17 protein-coding genes are annotated in these 16417 nt (G+C 65.2%); all 17 read right to left on the reverse strand.

The annotated features are described in order from the left end of the window. Positions 1–14: 14 nt before the first annotated feature. The 17 genes from C2847_RS03305 to C2847_RS03385 all read right to left on the reverse strand — a co-directional run bounded on the left by C2847_RS03305 (position 15) and on the right by C2847_RS03385 (position 16338). Positions 15–1298: an NADH-quinone oxidoreductase subunit N gene (locus C2847_RS03305; protein WP_105317060.1), complete on the reverse strand. Its 1284-nt coding sequence runs from the start codon at positions 1296–1298 to the stop codon at positions 15–17. Beyond that, a complete protein-coding gene (locus C2847_RS03310; RefSeq protein ID WP_105317061.1) occupies positions 1295–2704 on the reverse strand; it encodes a complex I subunit 4 family protein in 1410 nt (469 codons plus the stop codon). The genes C2847_RS03305 and C2847_RS03310 overlap by 4 nt, the downstream gene beginning before the upstream one ends. Continuing rightward, a complete protein-coding gene (gene nuoL, locus C2847_RS03315) occupies positions 2698–4518 on the reverse strand; it encodes an NADH-quinone oxidoreductase subunit L (protein ID WP_105317062.1) in 1821 nt (606 codons plus the stop codon). Before nuoL ends, C2847_RS03310 begins: the two co-directional genes overlap by 7 nt. Before the next feature lie 2 nt (positions 4519–4520). Next, complete coding sequence (nuoK, locus tag C2847_RS03320; RefSeq protein ID WP_105317063.1) at positions 4521–4808, reverse strand: NADH-quinone oxidoreductase subunit NuoK; 288 nt, start codon at positions 4806–4808, stop codon at positions 4521–4523. Next, positions 4805–5344 (reverse strand): NADH-quinone oxidoreductase subunit J family protein, encoded by a 540-nt coding sequence (locus C2847_RS03325; protein WP_105317064.1) that lies wholly within the window; start codon positions 5342–5344, stop codon positions 4805–4807. Before C2847_RS03325 ends, nuoK begins: the two co-directional genes overlap by 4 nt. Continuing rightward, positions 5341–5889 (reverse strand): NADH-quinone oxidoreductase subunit NuoI, encoded by a 549-nt coding sequence (nuoI, locus tag C2847_RS03330; RefSeq protein WP_105317065.1) that lies wholly within the window; start codon positions 5887–5889, stop codon positions 5341–5343. The genes C2847_RS03325 and nuoI overlap by 4 nt, the downstream gene beginning before the upstream one ends. Continuing rightward, on the reverse strand, positions 5886–6980 hold the full coding sequence (gene nuoH, locus C2847_RS03335) for an NADH-quinone oxidoreductase subunit NuoH (protein ID WP_105317066.1): 1095 nt from the start codon (positions 6978–6980) through the stop codon (positions 5886–5888). Before nuoH ends, nuoI begins: the two co-directional genes overlap by 4 nt. Then, positions 6977–9325 (reverse strand): NADH-quinone oxidoreductase subunit NuoG, encoded by a 2349-nt coding sequence (gene nuoG, locus C2847_RS03340; protein ID WP_105317078.1) that lies wholly within the window; start codon positions 9323–9325, stop codon positions 6977–6979. The genes nuoH and nuoG overlap by 4 nt, the downstream gene beginning before the upstream one ends. A gap of 2 nt (positions 9326–9327) precedes the next feature. Next, positions 9328–10641 carry an NADH-quinone oxidoreductase subunit NuoF gene (nuoF, locus tag C2847_RS03345; protein ID WP_105317067.1) on the reverse strand — a complete coding sequence of 438 codons (1314 nt, stop codon included), beginning with the start codon at positions 10639–10641 and terminating at the stop codon, positions 9328–9330. Further along, positions 10638–11183, reverse strand: coding sequence for an NADH-quinone oxidoreductase subunit NuoE (nuoE, locus tag C2847_RS03350; RefSeq protein ID WP_105317068.1), 546 nt, complete (start codon positions 11181–11183; stop codon positions 10638–10640). Before nuoE ends, nuoF begins: the two co-directional genes overlap by 4 nt. A 13-nt stretch (positions 11184–11196) precedes the next feature. Continuing rightward, a complete protein-coding gene (gene nuoD, locus C2847_RS03355) occupies positions 11197–12417 on the reverse strand; it encodes an NADH dehydrogenase (quinone) subunit D (protein ID WP_105317069.1) in 1221 nt (406 codons plus the stop codon). Positions 12418–12435: 18 nt separating this feature from the next. Next, positions 12436–13071: an NADH-quinone oxidoreductase subunit C gene (locus C2847_RS03360; protein ID WP_105317070.1), complete on the reverse strand. Its 636-nt coding sequence runs from the start codon at positions 13069–13071 to the stop codon at positions 12436–12438. A 3-nt stretch (positions 13072–13074) separates the two neighbouring features. After that, positions 13075–13620 carry a NuoB/complex I 20 kDa subunit family protein gene (locus C2847_RS03365; protein ID WP_105317071.1) on the reverse strand — a complete coding sequence of 182 codons (546 nt, stop codon included), beginning with the start codon at positions 13618–13620 and terminating at the stop codon, positions 13075–13077. Further along, positions 13611–13970 carry an NADH-quinone oxidoreductase subunit A gene (locus tag C2847_RS03370; RefSeq protein ID WP_028494350.1) on the reverse strand — a complete coding sequence of 120 codons (360 nt, stop codon included), beginning with the start codon at positions 13968–13970 and terminating at the stop codon, positions 13611–13613. The genes C2847_RS03365 and C2847_RS03370 overlap by 10 nt, the downstream gene beginning before the upstream one ends. A gap of 166 nt (positions 13971–14136) precedes the next feature. Continuing rightward, the gene (gene rsmA / locus C2847_RS03375) at positions 14137–14955 is read right to left on the reverse strand and encodes a 16S rRNA (adenine(1518)-N(6)/adenine(1519)-N(6))-dimethyltransferase RsmA (RefSeq protein ID WP_105317072.1); all 819 of its coding nucleotides are present in this window, start codon (positions 14953–14955) and stop codon (positions 14137–14139) included. After that, a complete protein-coding gene (locus C2847_RS03380; RefSeq protein WP_105317073.1) occupies positions 14945–15694 on the reverse strand; it encodes a metallophosphoesterase in 750 nt (249 codons plus the stop codon). The genes rsmA and C2847_RS03380 overlap by 11 nt, the downstream gene beginning before the upstream one ends. Continuing rightward, on the reverse strand, positions 15691–16338 hold the full coding sequence (locus tag C2847_RS03385; protein WP_105317074.1) for a Rad52/Rad22 family DNA repair protein: 648 nt from the start codon (positions 16336–16338) through the stop codon (positions 15691–15693). Before C2847_RS03385 ends, C2847_RS03380 begins: the two co-directional genes overlap by 4 nt. Positions 16339–16417 lie beyond the last annotated feature (79 nt).

Raw genomic sequence — 16417 nt, forward strand, 5'->3', positions numbered from 1 at the left:
GGGTTCCGCCGGGCCTAACCGCCCTGGGCTAGGGCGGGGAGGACGATGCCGGGGAGGAAGCCCAGGAAAAGGAGAGCCAGGGCCGCCAGCAGGGCGATGCCCCGGGCCAGGGGCCGGGGAGCGGCCACCGCTTCGCCCTTCTGGAACACGGAAAGCCCCAAGGCCAGGTAGTAGTAGGCGCTCACCACGCTGGTGAGGAGGGCCAGGACAAGGAGCCCCCACTGGCCTACCCGGGCGGCCTCGGTGAAGACCAAGTACTTGCCCCAGAAGCCCCCCAAGGGGGGAAGGCCCAGGAGGGAGAGGGCGGCCACGAAGAGGGCGAGGCCCAGGAGGGGGTCGCGGTGGAAGAGGCCCTTGAGGTGGTCCAGGGGCACCCGGTCTGGGGAAACTTCCGAAAGCACCGCAAAGGCCAGGCCCGTGGCCAGCACGTAGGTGAGGAGGTAGAAGCCCAGGGCCTGCAGGTTCCCCGTGTAAAGGGCCAAGGCCATGTACCCCGCGTGGGCGATGGAGGAGTAGGCGAGAAGCCTTTTGGCCTCCTTTTGTGCGAGGGCGGCGAGGTTTCCGATCAGGACCGAGAGGGCGATGAGCAGGGAGAGGGCCTCAGGCGCCCCAGGGGATACCACCCGCAGGAGGGCGGCGAAGGCGGCTGCCTTCACCCCCGTGGCCATGAAGAGCACCACCGGGGTGGGGCTACCTTGGTAGACGTCCGGGGTCCAAAAGTGGAAGGGGGCCAGGGCTACCTTGAAGCCAAGCCCCACCATGAGGAGGCCCAGGGCCAAGGCGTAAAGGGGACCTTCGCCAGGGGTGCCCGCCAGGAGGCTTCCCGTGGCCCCGTAGTGGAGGGCGGTGCCGTAGAGGAAGAAAGCGGCCGCCAGGGCCCCCAGAAGGAAGTACTTCAAGGCGGCTTCCAGGCCTTCTCCCCGTCGCCAGGTAGCCAGGGCATAGAGGGGCAGGGAGAGGGCCTCGAGGGCCACCAGCATCAGGATGAGGTTTTTGGTGGAGGCGAGGAGGTGCATGCCCAAGGCGGCGTAGAGGACCAGGAGGTAGAACTCAAACCGCCGGGTGCGCACCAGCCCCACGGTCCAAAGGGCTCCCAGAAGGGCGAGCAGGGTGAAGACCTGGGAGATGCCGTCCACCTGGTACGGGCCAAAGGCAAAGGGTTTCCCCCAGGTGAAAAGGAGGGAGAGCAGGGCCAGGGAGAGCCCCAGGATGGTGAGGCGCTTGAAGAGGGGCACGGAAACGAAGAAGCCCAAAAGGGTGAGGGCTACGGCAAAGGAGCTCAGCACCAGAAGGATCATGCGCCACCTCCGAGGATCTTGGCAAAGGCCTCCGCCAGGGGCTCAAGGCCCTTTACGAAGAACCCGGGGAAGACCCCCATGAGGACCAAAGCGGCCACCGCCAGGAAGGCGAAAGGCCATTCCGCCCCCTTAAGGTCCTCCGTTCCCCTTTGACCCCCCTCCCAGAAGACCTTCTGGAAGGCGGTGAGGGCATAGGCGGCCCCGGCGATCACCGAGAGGAAGGCGAGGGCGGTGAGCCAGGGGCTGGCCTTGTAGGCCCCAAGGAGGGTCATAAGCTCCCCGGGGAAGCCGGAAAGCCCGGGAAGTCCCACCATGGCCAGGAAGAGGAAGAGGGCCAGGGCGCTCAGGCCGGGGGCGCTTTCGGCCAAGCCCCGGAAACGGCCGATCTCCAGGGTGTGAAGCCGCTCGTAAAGCCGCCCCGCCAGAAGGAAGAGCCCACCCGTGTACACCCCGCTGGCCGCTAGGAGGTAGAGCCCTCCTAGGGCGCCTTCCGGGGTACCGGAGAAAACGCCCAAGGCGGCCACCCCCATGTGGGAAACCCCGGCGTAGGCCAGGAGGGTTTTGAAGTCCTTGGCGGAGAAGGCTACCCAGGCCCCGTAGAGGGCGCTTATGGCCGCCAGGAAGAGGAGAAGCCCCTGAAGCTCCGCAAACCCCTCAGGGGCGAGGGGGATGGCGAAGCGGAAGAAGGCAAAGACCCCCACCTTGTACAGGGTGCCCAGGGCGTCGGCGAGCCCCGAGGGATGGTTTTCCTGGTGGAAGAGGGGAAGCCAGGCGTGCACGGGGAAAAGAGGGGTCTTGACGGCGAAGGCCAGGGCGAAGCCCAGAAACACCCAGAAGGCGGCATTTCCCCCCACCGGGTGGGCCAGGAGGTCCTCGAGGAGGAAGGTGGGGCTACCCCCTAACGCCTTCACCGCCAGAATGGCGGCCAGCATGGGCAAGGAGCCCGCCAGGGTGAAGAGGAGGAGGGTGTAGATGGCCCGGATCCTTCCCTCGCCCCCGTAGAAGAAGAGCATGAGGAGGGCTGGGATTAAGGCCGCTTCGAAGAAGAGGTAGAAGACCAGAAGGTCCCGGGCGGCGAAAAGCCCCAGGAGGAGGCCGGACATGAGAAGGGCAAGCCCCAAGAACCGCCCCTCCACCTTGGCCACCAAGGCCCCCAGGAGGACGCTGAGACCGATGGTGAGGAAGAAGAGGGCGGAAAGGCCATCCAAACCGAAGGCCCAGTAGACCCCGGCCCCGGGAAGGAGGGGAGCCTGGACCCCGTGGGCCACCCCGCCCGGGTGGGTGAGAAAGAGGTAGAGGTTCAAGAGCAAACTCAGGCCCGCTCCCAAGACCCCCAGGGCGCGGGGAAGGCCCAGGAGGAGGAGAAGGCCGAAGAGGATGGGTAGGAGGATCGCCAAGACTACCACCGCATCACCCCCAGCAACACCAGAACGCCCAGCACGAAAAGCAGGGCGTAGACCCTTAGATAGCCGGTCTGCAGGCGGGCGATACCCTGTCCCAGGGTCCGCACCGTCCCGCCCAGGCCAAAGTAGCCGCGAAGGAGGCTGCCGTCCCCATAGAAGAGGGCTTCCGCTAAGGCCTTCAAGGGGTTGACGATGAGGGCGTTGTACACCCGGTCGGCGAAGAAGCTTTCCCGGCTCCAGGCCTCAAAGGTGAGGTACCAGGGGGGGAAGGCCTTTCTCTGGAAGAAGGTGTAGCCCAGCCAGAGCCCAAGGAGGGCCACCGCACCCGAGAGGGCGATGAGGCCCCATTCCGCTCCCAGGGAGAGGTGGTGGGCTTCCAACTCCGCCAGGGTGGGCTTGAGGAAGGGCTCGAGGGGATTGGGCAGGGGATGGGGCAGGGCCAGGTACCCGGCCAGCACCGAGCCCAGGGCCAGGAGGTGGTTGGGCCAAAGCATCACGGGAGGGGCCTCGTGGGGATGGTGGTGGCCCCGTTCCTCCCCTAGAAAGACCAGGACAAACCAGCGCATGGCGTACATGGCGGTGAGAACCGCCACGAAAAGCGCCCCCAGGTAGAAGCCCGTACCGCCGAAGGGGTAGGTGAGGGTGGCGGTGAGGATGGCGTCCTTGGACCAGAAGCCGGAAAGAAGGGGAAGGCCCCCCAGGGCCAGGGCCCCGATGAGCCCGTGCCAGCGGGTTAGGGGCAGGTGCTTCCAGAGGCCGCCCATCTTCCGCACATCCTGCTCCCCGCCCAGGGCGTGGATCACGCTTCCCGAGGCCAGGAAGAGGAGGGCCTTGAAGAAGGCGTGGGTGAAGACGTGGAAAAGCGCCACCCAGTAGGCCCCCACCCCTGCCGCCAGGAACATGTAGCCCAGCTGGCTGATGGTGGAGTAGGCCACGATTTTCTTGATGTCGTTTTGGCCGAAGGCGGAAAGGGCCCCATAAAGGGCGGTGATGAGGCCGATGACGGCGATGGTGTAGGAAACATCGGGCAGGTTAGCGTAGAGGAAGGAGCTACGGGCGATGAGGTAAACCCCGGCGGTCACCATGGTGGCCGCGTGGATCAAGGCGGAAACCGGGGTGGGGCCGGCCATGGCGTCGGGGAGCCAGACCATGAGGGGCACCTGGGCGCTTTTGCCCACGGCCCCCAGGAAGAGGAGAAGGCCCGCCAGGGCCAGGAGGCTCGGGTTCTTCAAGGGGCCTTCCAGGGCCTCCTTCAGCTCGCTGATGGAAAGGGTCCCGTAAAGGGCCCAGAGGATGGCCATGCCCAGCATGAAGCCCAGGTCGCCGATCCGGTTCACGATGAAGGCCTTGCGGGCGGAGTCGGCGTACTGGGCGTTCTTGTACCAGAAGCCGATGAGGAGGAAGCTGGCCAGGCCCACCCCCTCCCAGCCGATGAACATCACCGGATAACTGTCGGCCAGGACCAGGGTGAGCATCATGGCGATAAAGAAGTTGAAATAGGCGAAAAAGCGGCTATAGCCCGCATCCCCGGCCATGTAGCCGATGGCGTAGACGTGGATGAGGAAGCCCACCCCGGTGACGATGAGGAGCATGAAGCCAGAGAGGTTGTCCAATAGGAGACTGAAGGGGATTCCCGGTAGCCACTCCGCCTCAAACCGGGCTCCCCCTGCAAGGAGAAGGCCTGTCCCCAGTAGGAAGGAAGCCAAGACCAACAGGGAGGCGATGACCCCGGGTAGGGGTTCTCGCATCCGCTTTCCGAAAAGCCCTAGAAGGGCGAAGCCCAAAAGGGGCAGGAGAATGGTCAGAAGAAGCCACATGCTTACCCCCTAAGCTCCGAGAGATCGTCCACCGCGGTGCTCTCCCGGTGGCGGAAGATGGCCACGATGAGGCCGAGGCCCACCGCCACCTCGGCGGCGGCGATGGCGATGACCATGAGGGCGGCCACCTGGCCTTCCAGGCCAAAGGCCCGGGCAAAGCCCACCAGGGAGAGGTTGGCGGCGTTCAGCATAAGCTCGATGGAGAGAAAGACCAGGATGGCGGTCCTGCGGGTCAAAACCCCGTAGACCCCCAGGGCGAAGAGGAGGGCGGAGGCGTACAGGTAGCTCACCGCACCACCTCCTTTTCCTCCTTGCGCTCCTCAGGGCTTAGGGCGTCCAGGGGGCGGGTGGGTTGCACCAGAGCCACCGCCACCACCGTGGCCGCCATGAGGAGGAAGCCCACCGCCAACAGCACAAAGAGCCAGTCCCCGTAAAGAAGAGGTCCCAGGGCCTGGGGCAGGCCACCCTTAAGGTCCTTGGCAAAGGCGAGGTTCACTCCCCAAAGCCCCGAGAGGAGGACCAAAGCTGCCCCCAGGGCCAGGAGGGCGGCCAGGGGGCGGCTTCGCACCAGGGGGTCAAAGCCCACCTCGCCCTGGGCGGCGTAGAGGAGCATGATCACGAAGAGGAAGAGGACCACGATGGCCCCGGCGTACACGATGATCTGGATGAAGCCCAGGAAGCGGGCCTCGAGGGCCACGTAGATCCCAGCCAGGATCAGGAAGTTCCCGATGAGGGCCAAGGCGGCGTGGATGGCGTTTTTCAGGGTGACCACCAGGACCCCGGTGAAAAGGAGGAGCAGGAGGGCCAAGGCTTCCCAGGGGGTCATTTTTTGCCTCCTTTTGTGGGGGCTTTAAACCCCTCCAGCTCCGGGCGGACGTAGGGCACCACGTAGCCGGGTTTCACGGGCTTGCCGGTGATCTTGGCCTCGCGGCGCTGGGGCTTCGTGCCCACCACGTCCACCAGCATGTCCTCCTTGCCGTAGATGAGGTCGGAGTACTCGTAGTCGGCCATCTCGAAGTCGTAACCCAGGACGATAGCCCCGGTAGGGCAGGCCTCCTCGCAAAGCCCGCAGAAGATGCACCGGAGCATGTTGATCTCGTAGACCTTGGCGTAGCGCTCTCCCGCTGAAACCGGGTTCTCCGGGTCGTTTTCCGCGGGCTCCACGTAGATGGCGTAGGCGGGGCAGGCGGCTGCGCACAAGGAGCAGCCGATGCACTTTTCCAGGCCGTTGGGGTGGCGGGTGAGCACGTGCCGGCCGTGGAAGCGGGGCTTGAGGGCCACGGGGGCATCGGGGTAGGGGATGGTCACCGGCTTGGAGAAGAGGTACTTGAGGGTGATGCCGAGGCTTTGGGCCAGGGCCTTTAGGGTCATGCGCCACCTCCTTTTCGGGCGGGTTTGGGGCTATACATCATCGCTCCCAGGAGGGCCAAGAAGGCGGCCAAGGAGAGGTAGAGGAGGTAGGAGCGGGGAAGGTCTAAGGCCACCACCAGGGCGGTCACCAGGAACCAGACCAGGGCCACCGGGAAGAGGAAGCCCCAGCCGAAGCGCAAAAGCTGGTCGTAGCGCAACCGGAACCAGGTGGCCCGGATCCAGATGAAGAGGAAGAGGAAGAAGGCGATCTTGAGGAACATCCAGAGGTAGGGAACCTCCAGGAAGGGCATGGTCCAGCCCCCCAGGAAAAGGGTGGGGATGAGGGCGCTGGCGGTGATGAAGTGGATGTACTCGGTCATCTGGAATAGGGCCCACTTGATGGAGCTGTACTCGGTGTGGTACCCCCCGACCAGCTCCTGCTCCGCCTCGGGCAGGTCAAAGGGGGTGCGGGCGGCCTCCGCCAGGGCGGCGATGGCGTAAAGGAGGAAGGCGGGGAAGGCGTAAAGGATGAGCCAGCCGTGTTCCTTCTGCCAGTTCACGAGGTCGTTCAGGTTCAAGCTCCCCACCAGAAGGACGGGGGAGAGGAGGGCCATACCCAGCCCCAGCTCGTAGGAGATGAGGCTTGCCGAGGAGCGCAGGGAGCCCAGGAGGCTGTACTTGCTCCCGGAGGCCCAGCCCGCCAGGAAGATGCCGTAGATGGCCATCTCGCTCACGGCGAAGAGGTAGAGGAGGCCCAGGTCCAGGTTCAAGACCCAGGGCTGGTAGCCGAAGAAGCTCCCCGGGGGGCCGAAGGGGATGGCCCCGAAGGCCAGGAGGGCGAAGACCACGCCGATCAAGGGAGCCAGGACAAAGAGCACCTTGTCCGCCCGCTCCACCACCAGGTCCTCCTTGAAGATGCTCTTGATGGCGTCGGCAATGGGCTGGAAGAGGCCCAAAGGGCCTACCCTATTCGGCCCCAGGCGGATCTGGAAGCGGGCGAGGAGGCGGCGCTCAATCAGGGTCATGAAGGCGAAGGCGGTGAGGAGGCCTACCACCACCAGAAGGGCCTTCAAGGCCACCATCCAGTAGGGATCCAAGGGATAGGGGTTCATGCCTCACCTCCCGTGGGAACCAACACCTTGGCCTCCATCCTTCTGCCCGCAAAGGGACCGAGGGCGGAGAGGTAGAGGAAGCCCTTGGGCAGGTCTTCCCGGTGGACCACCTGGGCCAGGACCGGGCCCAAGGGGCCTTCCACCTCCACCCGGGCTCCCTCCAAGAGAGCCTCGGCCTTGGCGGTTTCCGGGTGGACCCAAAGCTCGGGGCGGACGGTCTGGGCCACCTTGCCCGTAAGCTGCCAGGCCCTCCACATGGTGGGCCTAAGGTAGAGCCTTCCCTCCTGGGCCTTGGGCCGGAGTTCCTTGGTGCGATGGGAAAGGAGGCCCAAAGGAGGGGGTACCTTGCCCTTGAGGGCTTTTTCCGCCTCGAGGCTAAGCCTAAAGGGCGGCCGCACCCCCAGGGCCTCGGCCAGAAGGGCCAGGGCCTGCAAGGCTCCTTCCGCCTCGCCGTTTTCTATGGGGGCGGGGTTTAGGGGAAGGACCCGCCCCTCCAGGTTCACCACCTGTCCCCGCTTCTCGTAGAAGGTGGGGGCGGGGAGGACCACATCCGCATACCGCTCCGCCAGGGGGTGGAGGTGGCTTAGGTGCATGACCAGGAAGCGCTTGCCCTTTAGGGCCCCTTCCGGGGGCACGTAGCCGTAGTAGGCGTAGGGGCTTCCGGGTTCGTCCCAGGCTGCCCCTTTCTCCCCGGGCCAGACCCCCATGGCCTCGAGGCCCCGGGCATTCGCCGCCGGGGTCATGGCCAAGACCTTGGCTCCCTTCCGCTCGGCCAGGAGCCTTGCCCTTTCCGCCGCCACCGCGTCCTGCAGGACCCCGGCCCCCAGGATGAGGATGGGGTTTTGGGCTTTCTCCCAGGCTTCCTTGGCCTTTGCCACCACTTCCCCTCCCTCCTTCTCCCCAAGAAGGGCCAGGAGGATCTCCCGCTCCTCCCCGGGGGCGTGGACTTCTGCGAGGCTGGCCCACCTCATCAAGGGGGCGCGGTAGGGGGCGAAGAGGGCCATCTTGTCGGCGCGCCGCGGCATCCGTTCCTTGATGGAGAGGTCGGCGAAGGGGGTGCCGTGGGCGAACCTGGGGGCGGGCTTGAGGTCCCGCACGAACTCGCTGAGGCGAAGGTGCAGGATGGGGACCTCCTCCGTGGGATCCCCCAGGACCAGGGCGAAGTCGGCCCTAAGGAGGTCCTCAAGGGTGGCGGGTGTGTAGAGGCTCGCTGGGGCGGCGGTGCGGCCCTGGAAGTCCAGGTGGGGGGTGCCTAGCACCCGGGCCAGCTCTGCCGCCATGAGGCCCTCCTCGAGGGTGGCGTCGTGAGCCAGGTAAATCCCCACCTCCTCCTTCCGGGCGCTGGCAAGGCCCTCACGGATGGCGGCGAAAGCCTCCTCCCAGGTGGCCTGCTGGAGCTTCCCGTTCTTGCGCACCAGGGGGGTGGTGAGGCGTTCCTGGTCCGCCCACTCATGCCCGAAGCGGCCCGCGTCGCAAAGCCAGATCTCGTTCACCTCGGGGACTTCCCGGCCCCGGATCCTCAAAAGTTTGCCGCTACGGGTGTCCGCGGTGATGCCGCACCCCACCGGACAGAGGGCGCAGGTGGTGGGGGTTTCCTCCATCTCCCAGTTGCGGGCCCGGAAGCGGGCGGTGAGGTCCAGAAGGGCTCCCACCGGGCAGATGTCGGTGATGTTCCCGGAAAACCCCGAGGGAAGCCCGAAGTCCATGGTGCCGATGAAGGTGTGCCCTCCCCGCTCGATGAAGTCCAGGACCTCGTCCCCGGGGACCTCCTCAAAGTAGCGCACGCAGCGCTTGCAGTGGATGCACCGCTCCCGGTCCAAGACCACGAAGGGGGAAAGGGGATGGTGCTTGTCCACGTGGCGGCGGGTGAACTCAAAGCGGGTGTAGACGGGGGGGGCCAAGGGCTCCTTTTGGTAGTACTTTTCGTAAAGCCCGTACTCCACCGTGCGGTCTTGAAGCTCACAGGCCCCGCCCTTGTCGCAGGTGGGGCAGTCCAGGGGGTGGTTGAGGAGGGTGAACTCCACCATCCCCGCCTGGGCCTCCCGCACCACTTCCGAGAGGGTGTCCACCACCATGCCGTCCGCTACGGCGGTGACGCAACTGGCCGCCAGCTTGGGCTGCCAGGCGATCTCGGGCTCACCCTGTTCGTTCAGCACGGGCTTCCCATCCGGGCCCCGCTTGGGGAGGCCAATGCGCACCAGGCACATGCGGCAGGCCCCGATGGGGGAGAGGTGCTTTTCCGAGCAGAAAAGGGGCACGTCATACCCCGCATGGAAGACCGCGTCCATGACGCTGGTCCCCGGGGGTACTTCCACGATCCGGTCGTTCACCTTGACCCTGACCACCTTCACCTCCAAAGGCTCACCCTGGGCACGGGCTTCTTCTCCCGCACCAGGGCCAGGTACTGGTCCTTGAAGTGCTTCAGCGAGCCTTTCACCGGCCAGACGGCGGCGTCTGCCAAGGGGCAGAAGCTCCGCCCCTCGATGAGGGGCAGAAGGGCCTCCAGGTTCTCCACGTCCTTCTCCTCCCCCTCCCCGGAGCCGATCTTGGCGAAGAGGTTCACCATGAAGCCCGCCACCCCTTCCCGGCAGGGGGTGCACTTGCCGCAGGACTCGTGGGCGTAGAAGCGGGTCACGTTCCACATGGCGTCCACCATGCTGACCCTCTCCGGGATGAGGATCACGCCCCCGGTGCCCAGCATGGAGTCCTTAGCCTGCAGGTGCTCATAGCTCATGGGGGTGTCCAGGACCTCATCGGTAAAGGGCAAGGGCGGGGTGGAGGAGCCACCTGGGATGAGGGCCTGGATGGGCTCCAGGGGCCCTCCCGCCCAGTCGTAGATGAGTTCCCGGAAGGTGGTGCCCATGGGAAGCTCATAAACCCCGGGCCGCCTAACCGGGCCGGAGACCTGGTAAAGCTTCATCCCCTTGGACTGCTCGGTGCCCATGCTGGCAAACCAGTCGGCCCCCCGTTCCAGGATGGGCACCACCGAGGCCAGGGTTTCCACGTTGTTGATGGTGGTGGGCTTGCCCCAGAGGCCGGACTGGGCGGGGAAGGGAGGCTTCAGGCGGGGGTTGGCCCTTAAGCCCTCCAGAGAGTTCATGAGGGCGGTTTCCTCCCCGCAGATGTAGGCCCCAGCCCCCCGGTGCACGTGCACGTTGAAGGAGAAGCCGCTACCGAAGAGGTTCTCCCCCAGGTAACCTCGGGCGCGGGCTTCCCGGATGGCCGCTTCCAGCCGGTCCGCCGCCTTGCGGTACTCCCCCCGCACGTAGATGTACCCCACCGTGGCCCTTATGGCGTACCCCGCCAGGATCATGCCCTCGAGGAGCAGGTGGGGGACGTCCTCCATGATGTACCGGTCCTTGAAGCTACCCGGCTCGGACTCGTCGGCGTTGCAGATCAGGTAGTGCTGCTTCCCATCCTTGGGCATAAAGCTCCACTTCACCCCTGTGGGGAAGCCCGCCCCGCCCCGGCCCCTGAGCCCCGAGCGCTTCACCTCCTCGATGACCTCCTCCGGGGTTTTCTCCTTTAGAACCCGCTTGGCGGTCTCGTATCCCCCGTGTTTCAGGTAGTAGTCCAGGGTCCAGCTTCCTTCCTGGCCCACGTGGGCGTAGAGGGTTTTTTCAAAGCGGGGGTCGCGTCCGGAAACGATGGGCCCGGTCATACCTCCACCTCATGCACGTGGTGCCCGCAGTTGCCGGGAAGCTCGATCTCCTCCAGCCGCTTTCCAGCCCTAAGGCCCTCCAGGAGCGCCTCAAGCCTCGCCCGGGTCACGCATTCCACATAGGGTTCGTCGTTCATCTGCACCACGGGGGCCGTGTGGCAGCTTCCCAGGCACTCCACCTTCTGCACGCTGAAAAGGCCATCCGGGGTCACCTCCCCCGGGCCGATGCCCAGGGTTTCCGTGAGGTAGTCCCAAAGCTCGTCGGCCCCAGCCAGCTTGCAGGAGAGGGTGGAGCAGACCTGGAGGTGGTACTTGCCCGTGGGCACGAACTGGTAGTAGGAGTAGAAGCTCGCTACCCCCATTACCTCCGTGGCCGTGGTGCCCACCAGCTGGGCGATCTCCTCTATCCGCTCCGGGCGGATCCAGCCCTCCTCCTGCTGCACCCGCCTTAAGAGGGGCATGATGGCGGAGCGTCGCCCCTCCGGTGGATACTTGGCGAAGGTTTCCTCCAGGAAGTCTCGCTTGTCGTCAAAAAACCCCATCTTCCCTTCCCTCCTATCGGTCCACGTCGCCCATGACGGGATCCAGGCTGGCGATGATGGCCACCATGTCGGGCACCTGCTCCCCCTTGCAGGCGTAGGGGAGGCTTTGCAGGTTCACGAAGCTGGGGGCTCGGACCTTGACCCGGTAAGGCATGCTGCCCCCGTCAGAAACGATGTAGTACCCCAGTTCCCCCCTGGCGGACTCCGTGGGCACGTACACCTCCCCCTTGGGGGGATGGAAACCCTCGGTGTAGTGCTTGAAGTGGTAGATGACCGCCTCCATGGAGGTTTCCAAAAGGTGCCTGGGAGGCGGGGTGATCTGGGGGTTCGGGTCCCGCACCGGCCCTGGCTCCAGCCTCTCCAGGGCCTGCTGGATGATCTTCACCGACTCCCGCATCTCCCGGATGCGGATGATCATGCGGTCGAACACGTCCCCATGCTCCCCCAAGGGCACGTCAAACTGGTAGGTGTCGTAGCCCGCATAGGGGTAGGCCTTGCGCACGTCGTAGTTTACCCCGCTGGCCCTTAGGGAGCCGCCCGTGAGGCCCAGGTTGATGGCCACCTCGGGGGGGATGACCCCCACGCCCCGGGCCCGCTCGTAGAAGATGGGGCTTTCCGCAAAGAGGGCCTCGTACTCGTCGATGCGGTGGGGCAGGACCTGCAAAAGCTTTTTAAGCTCGGGCACGAACTCCTCGGGGAGGTCCTCCTTGACCCCGCCGATGCGGATGTAGTTGTGGTGGAAACGCTGGCCCGTAACCCACTCAAAGAGGTCCAGGATGGCCTCCCGCTCCCGGAAGGCGTAGAAGAAGGGGGTAAGGGCTCCTAGGTCCAAAAGCCCGGTCCCCAGGAAGACCAGGTGGCTGGCCAGGCGGGAGAGCTCGTTCAGGATGATACGAATGGTCTGGGCTCGAGGCGGCACCACAGCCCCCACCAGCTTCTCCACCGCCAGGGCGTAGGCCAGGTCGTGGGCGAAGGAGTGGAGGTAATCCATCCGGGGCGTATACGTGATGACCTGCGTATACGTCCGGTTTTCCATGTTCTTCTCAAAGCCGGTGTGGAGGTAGCCGATGTGGGGCACGAGGTCCAAGACCTCCTCGCCCGAGAGGGTGACCACCACCCGCAAAACCCCGTGGGTGGAAGGGTGCTGCGGGCCCACGTTGAGGGTCATCACCTCGGTGCGGAGCTCCTTGGGCTCCTCCGCCACCTGCGGGTCTAGATCCAGGTAGTCCTTCATTTGACCTCCCTAGCCAACCTAGCCCCTACTGGGGCCCTTTTCTCCCTTGGCCTTGGTGAGATCGGCCCAAAGGGCCCGGTACCCCTTGCGGCTACCGCCCCGGTATAGGGTGAGGCCGGGGTTCTTCCCGGTCAGGGCGGCCCGGAACTCGCTGGGCACGATGAAGCGCCCCTCGCGGAAGAGGGTGGGGGTTTCCCCCAGGGGGAAGTCCTTGCGCAGGGGGTGGCCCTCGAGGTCCTCCGGGGTCAGGATCTTGCGCAAATCCGGGTGGCCTTCAAAGACGATCCCAAAGAGGTCGTAAACCTCCCTCTCCAAAAAGTTTGCGCTTCCCCAGAGGTCGGTGACGGTGGGAAGCCTGGGGTCCTTTTCCGGCACGTAGACCCGGACGAAGAACCGGCTCCCGTCCCCGTCCTGCCACCCGGGAAGGGAGACCAGCTCGTAGACCACGGCGAAGCGCTCCGGGCGAGGGTCGGGGTATTCCAGGTAGTCCAGGCCCACGATGTCCGCCAGGTAGTTAAAGCCCAGGGCCTTGTAGCGGACCATCTCCTCCTTGAAGGCTTCCCGGGGCATCACCACCCAGAGGTTGCCGAGGCCGTTGTCCTCTAGGGTATAGCCCTTGGCCCGGGCTTCTTCCAGCACCCTATTGAGCCGCATACCTCACCCCCTGGCGCGCTTCCAGGCGGCCACAGGGGGCAGTTTCTCGCCCCTTTCGTTCACCGCCTGGCCCCGCACCTTTTTCTGTAGCTGCATTACCGCATAGATGAGGGCCTCGGGGCGCGGAGGGCAACCGGGCACGTACACGTCCACCGGCACCACCGAGTCCACGTTCTGTACGATGGCATAGTTGTTGAACATCCCCCCCGAGCTGGCGCAGGCCCCCATGGAGATCACCCACTTGGGGTCGGGCATCTGCTCCCAGACCCGCCGCATCACCGGGGCCATCTTCTTGGAAAGCCGGCCCGCCACGATCATCACGTCCGCCTGGCGGGGGCTTGCCCGGAAGACCTCGCTCCCGAAGCGGGCTAGGTCGTTTCGGGCATCGGTGGAGGCCATCATCTCGATGGCGCAGCAGGCCAGACCAAAGGTGGCGGGCCATAGGGAGTTGGACCTTCCCCAGGCCACCAGCTTCTCCAGGGTGGTAAAGAGGATGCCTTCCCGCTCCAGCTCCTGCACGTCCCGCTCAAAGAGGTCCTTCAGTGCCACCGCATCACCCCCTTCCACCACTCGTAGAGGAAGCCCACGAAGAGGAGCAGGGTGAAGCCCGCCACGCCCAGGAAACCGTACAGGCCGAGCGTGCCTGCGCTCACCGCATAGGGCCAGAGGAAGGCCACCTCCACGTCAAAGAGGATGAAGAGCATGGCCACCACGTAGAAGTGCACGGGAAAGCGCTTGACCTCTCCCGCGGGGTCATTCCCCGACTCGTAGGGCATCAGCTTGGCCTTCCCCGGTTTCTTGGGACCCAGGAGGGCCCCCACCACCAGGGCCGCCACCCCGATGAAAAGGGCCACCCCCAGATAGATCAGGATGCTCACGTACTCTGCAATCGGCGCCAAGGTCCCCTCCTTTCGTGCCTCTTGTCACGAGGAGGAAGCCCAAAATCCCCAAGCCCCTCCTCATTTCCCGCCCATCTTATCACCCCAGGTGCGGGACAATAGGGGTGGGTTACACCGAAGGGGAGGCTAATCGGTGTAAGCCATTTGATTATCGGCAGCTAAGACATTACACCCTGGTGTAGAGGAGGTCCTTGAGCCTCTGGAAGTGGGATAGGTCCAAGGCCTCCGCCCGAACATCCGGGGGAAGACCCAGGCTCCTAAGGGCCTCCTCCACCTCCTTCTTGGGGTAGCTAGCGGCGGTGAGGGCGTTTTTCAGGGTCTTGCGCCGCTTAGCGAAGGCGGCCTCCAGAAGCCGGAAAAGCCCGGGGTCGTCGGGTACCTTTTGGGGTGTGAGGCGCACTAGGCTGCTCACCACCTTGGGAGGGGGAAAGAAGGCTCCGGGGGGCAGGTCGAAGAGCTTCTCCGCCTGAGCGTGGTAGGCCACCCGTAGGGAGAGGAGGCCGTAGGAAGGGGTATTGGGCCGGGCCACCATGCGTTCGGCCACCTCCTTCTGCACCAGAAAGACCAGGCGGGCAAACCGCCCGGTCCTGAGGAGGCGGGTGACCAAGGGGGTGGCGATGTTGTAGGGGAGATTGGCCACCAGAAGGCTATTTTCCGGCACCTCCTCCCAGGGGTAGGTGAGGGCATCGGCGAAGACCAAACGGACGGGAAGGCCCCTCAGGGTTTCCTCCAGCACGGGCTTGAGCCGCAGGTCCTTTTCGATGGCCGTAACCTGGGCCCCCGCCTCCGCCAGGGCCCGGGTGAGGACCCCAAGGCCAGGCCCCACCTCGTAGACGGGCCCGGTGAAGGGCTTGGCCGCCTCCACGATGCGCCTTAGGTGAGCCTCTGAAACCAGAAAGTTTTGCCCCAGGCGCTTGTCGGCAAAAAGCCCGTGGCGCTTCAGGAGTTCCCGTATTCCTTTGGGGGAGGTGAGGTTATTGAGCATGGCTCAGGCGCTTGACCACGGGGTGCAAGGGCTCTTCCTCCGGGAAAAGTTCCAGGTACTCCCCTAGGTCCAGGGCGTCGATGAGGGCGAAGTGCTCCTTTAGCAGGATGCCCTCCTTCATGGGCACATGGCCGTACACGCCGTAGCGGTAGCCCATCCGCTCCACGTAGTCGGGGGTGCGGAACCACCAGGTTTTGGGTTCGCTTTGGGCATAGAAGAGCTCGTCGTACTCCTGGAGCCAGGGCACAGGTCCCACGTGGGCGAAGTGCACCCCATGGAAGACCACCTCCCGGGGGAAGCCCGCTATCCAGGCCCTGAGGGCCTCGGGAAGGGGGCGCCCTCCGTGCTCGGGGTGGAACTCCAGGTGCTTAAGGTGCTGGTTTCCCAGGATGGGCTCTCCTTTGAGCACCGCCTCGTCGTGGTTGCCCAGGAGGATGGTCACCCGTCCCTGGGCGGCTTCCTGGAAGGCCTTGATCCGGTAGAGTTCCCGGATCTGGGCCCCTGCCGCCAGGCGCAGGTGGTTTGGGTCCAAGGGGTCGAAGGGGCTAAGCCCCGTCAGGCGTTCGTAGTCCCTGGGGGTCTTGGGGTGAACCAAGTCTCCCAGGAGGACCAGATAGGTCTTCCCCGAAAGGAGCTCCTCGGTGGGCTTAAGCCCGGCGTCCGCCAGGCCCTCTGCCTTCAGGATCCGCCAAAGGGCGGGGAAGTTGGCGTGAAGGTCCCCGACGGCGACGATTCTCATCCCTTAAGCAGGGCCCTGAGCTCCCCGTAAAGGCGCTTGGTCTCCTCCGGGGTTTTGCCGTACCCCCCGTACTTGGTGACGATCTTGGCGGCTTCCTTGCCCAGGCCCTTTTCCCTAAGGCGCTCCAGCAGCTGGTCGATGAGGCGGTAGGCCTCGGGCTTTTCCTCTTCCGGAGGGGCAGCTTCCCCAAGGCCCTCCCCCTCGGGGAGCTTGGGCGGGGTGAAGCGGCCCTTTTCCGGGTCGTAGTCCACCCACTGTTTCTCCAAGCGGTAGAGGTACCGGCCCACCCCGAACTTTACGGCGGCCCTTTTCAGGGCGTCGGAAAAGGCCGCTTTCAGGGAATCCCCTTCCCCCACGTCCTCTTTGCTGACCCCCAGGACCGTGAGGCGGCACTTCACCTCCACCAGCCGCTCCCGCCGCTCGCCCCGCTCGTCCTTCACGGTACGTTCGGCATCGGCCAGCACCTCGTAGGTATCCTGCCAGCCCTTGGGGCCCACCGCGCGGTCCAGGCGGTCCAAGACGGTGCGGGCGTCCACGTAGGGCACCACCAGGGCCTTCCGTTTGTCCCGGCTAAGGGCCTCTATGCGCCACTGCACCTCGCCGGGGGGGAAGGGTTCGGCGAGCTTTTGCCAAACTTCCTCCATACCTCAAGTCTACTTTCTGAGCTCCCCCTTTGAGTTCAGACAAAATGGGGCTGTATGAGGAGCTTGCCGTTTGGACCGG

The organism is Thermus tenuipuniceus, from assembly GCF_002964845.1.
Classification (GTDB): domain Bacteria; phylum Deinococcota; class Deinococci; order Deinococcales; family Thermaceae; genus Thermus; species Thermus tenuipuniceus.